Here is a 1,969-nt window from a genome sequence, read left to right as displayed (position 1 = left end):
GCAGCTGACCCCGGAGAGCCTGGCCGCCACCGCGGCGAACAAGGCCCTGGACAGGGCGGCACAGCTGAAGGCCGCTCCGAGGGCGGACACCCCGGTCCATCCCGCCGCCGCGTACGCCAGGGAGGAGCCGGTGGCGCCGAGGGCGCTGCCGGCCGAGTAGAAGATCATGTAGCCGCCGATGATCCGGCTTCCCGCGTCGGGGCGCACCGCGTGGATGAGGGTCTGGTTGGTGACGTGCACGGCCTGGACGGCGAAGTCCAGCAGGACCGTTCCGGCCGCGAGCGCCCACAGCGACTGCCGGGTGAGGGCCAGCGGGAGCCATGACAGGGCGAGCAGGACCAGCGCGGTGCCGGTGGTGCGCTGTGCGAGCCCGCGGTCGTTGAAGCGGCCGGCGATGCCCGCGGCGAGCGCGCCGGCCGCCCCGGCGAGCCCGAACGCGCCGATCGCGGTGTGCGACAGCGACCACGGCGGACTGCTGAGCGGCTGGACGACGCTGCTCCACAGGGTGCTGAAGGCGGCGAAGACGAGGAGCGCCAGCATGCCACGCACCCGGAGCAGGCGGTTGTGGGCGAACAGGGCGACCGTGGACGCGAGCAGGCGCCGGTACGGAAGCCGGGCCGCGGGTGGCGGAGCGGCCGGCAGGGCGTGGCGCAGCAGCACGGCGAGGGTGGCGGTGACGGCGGCCGAGAAGAGGTAGACGGCCCGCCATCCGGCCAGGTCGGCGAGGATGCCCGCCACCGTGCGGGCCAGCAGGATGCCGGTGATGATCCCGCTGGTGACCGCTCCGACGACCCGTCCGCGGAAGGCCGGAGCGGCGAGGTGGGCCGCCGCGGCGACCATCGTCTGGGCGACGACGGCGAGCGCGCCGACCATCGCGAGCGCTGCGAGCAGCACGGCGGTCCCGGGTGCCAGGGCGACCGCCAGCAGAGCGGCGGCGAGCAGGCCGAGCTGGAGCGTGATCAGCCTGCGGCGGTCGGCCAGGTCACCGAGCGGGACGAGCAGCAAGAGGCCCGCCGCGTAGCCGGCCTGTGTGACGGTCACGAGGGTGCCGAGCAGGCCGGAGCCGAGCGAGAACCGCTCGCCGAGGGTGACCAGCAGGGGCTGGGCGAAGTAGACGTTGGCCACCGCGCTGCCGCAGGCGATGGCGAAGAGCAGGACCAGGCGGGCCGACGGCGGTCCGGTCGGTGCGAGCGCGGTGTTGCGGACCGTCCGTCCGCTCGCCGTGGAGCAGTCACTCGGCATACGGCACCCTCCCCATGTGGTTGCAAGTTGCTACCTGTCGGACTCTAAGGCGCGCTGGTAGCATGTTGCAACCAGAAGTGAAGGAGGGGAGCCCGATGGTCGCCCGCACCCGGCTCGACGCCGACCCCTGCCCCGTCGCCCGGTCGATCGACGCCATCGGCGACTGGTGGTCGCTGCTGATCGTGCGTGACGCCTTCGACGGCAGCCGCCGCTTCGGCCAGTTCCAGCGCAGTCTGGGGATCGCCAAGAACATCCTCACCACCCGGCTGCGCGCGCTGGAGCGGGCCGGGGTGATGGAGACCGTGCCGGCCTCCGACGGCAGCCCCTACCAGGAGTACGTGCTCACGGAGAAGGGCCGCGCCCTCTTCCCCGTGATCGTGGCGCTGCGCCAGTGGGGCGAGTCCCACTGCTTCGCCCCCGGTGAAGCGCACTCGCGGCTCCTCGACCGGCGCGACCGGCGTCCGCTGAGCCCGCTGGAGATCCGCTCCGGCGACGGACGCCCGGTCGGTCCGGAGGAGACGGTCGTCGAGAAGCTCGGCCCTGCCGAAGGCACCGGTTGACGGCACCGGTTGACGGCACCCGTCGGAGGACCGGCCCCACTCGCGAGGCGGGTTGCACCGGCCGGTCCGCGGGCGTTTTCTGAACGTACCGGCGGTGCGGCGGAACCACGGCCGCGCGACCCGGCCGTCCCAGGGCCGCACACGGCCTCGGGCACGGTTGAGCGAAG

Annotated in this window: 2 protein-coding genes; one reads left to right on the top strand and one right to left on the bottom strand. The window is 73.7% G+C overall.

Annotated features, from left to right (window positions below; genetic code table 11):
- A partial coding sequence (locus tag H5J33_RS33175) for an MFS transporter (RefSeq protein WP_181798410.1) occupies positions 1 to 1,242 on the bottom strand: 1,242 nt, incomplete at its 3' end.
- Positions 1,243 to 1,337: 95 nt separating this feature from the next.
- Here H5J33_RS33175 and H5J33_RS33170 point away from each other — a divergent pair.
- Positions 1,338 to 1,802, top strand: a complete 465-nt coding sequence (locus H5J33_RS33170) for a helix-turn-helix domain-containing protein (protein WP_181798409.1) — start codon at positions 1,338 to 1,340, stop codon at positions 1,800 to 1,802.
- The last annotated feature ends 167 nt before the right edge of the window (positions 1,803 to 1,969 follow it).

The sequence above is a fragment of the Streptomyces sp. WELS2 genome (assembly GCF_013870595.1).
Lineage (GTDB): Bacteria > Actinomycetota > Actinomycetes > Streptomycetales > Streptomycetaceae > Streptomyces.
The sequence above is the reverse complement of the archived record's forward strand: the minus strand, read 5'-3'. Positions and strand labels throughout refer to the sequence as shown.

Excerpts from the sequence above, each read along its gene's own strand:
- H5J33_RS33170 (WP_181798409.1), top strand. The coding sequence starts at position 1,338 with ATGGTCGCCCGCACCCGGCTCGACGCCGACCCCTGCCCCGTCGCCCGG.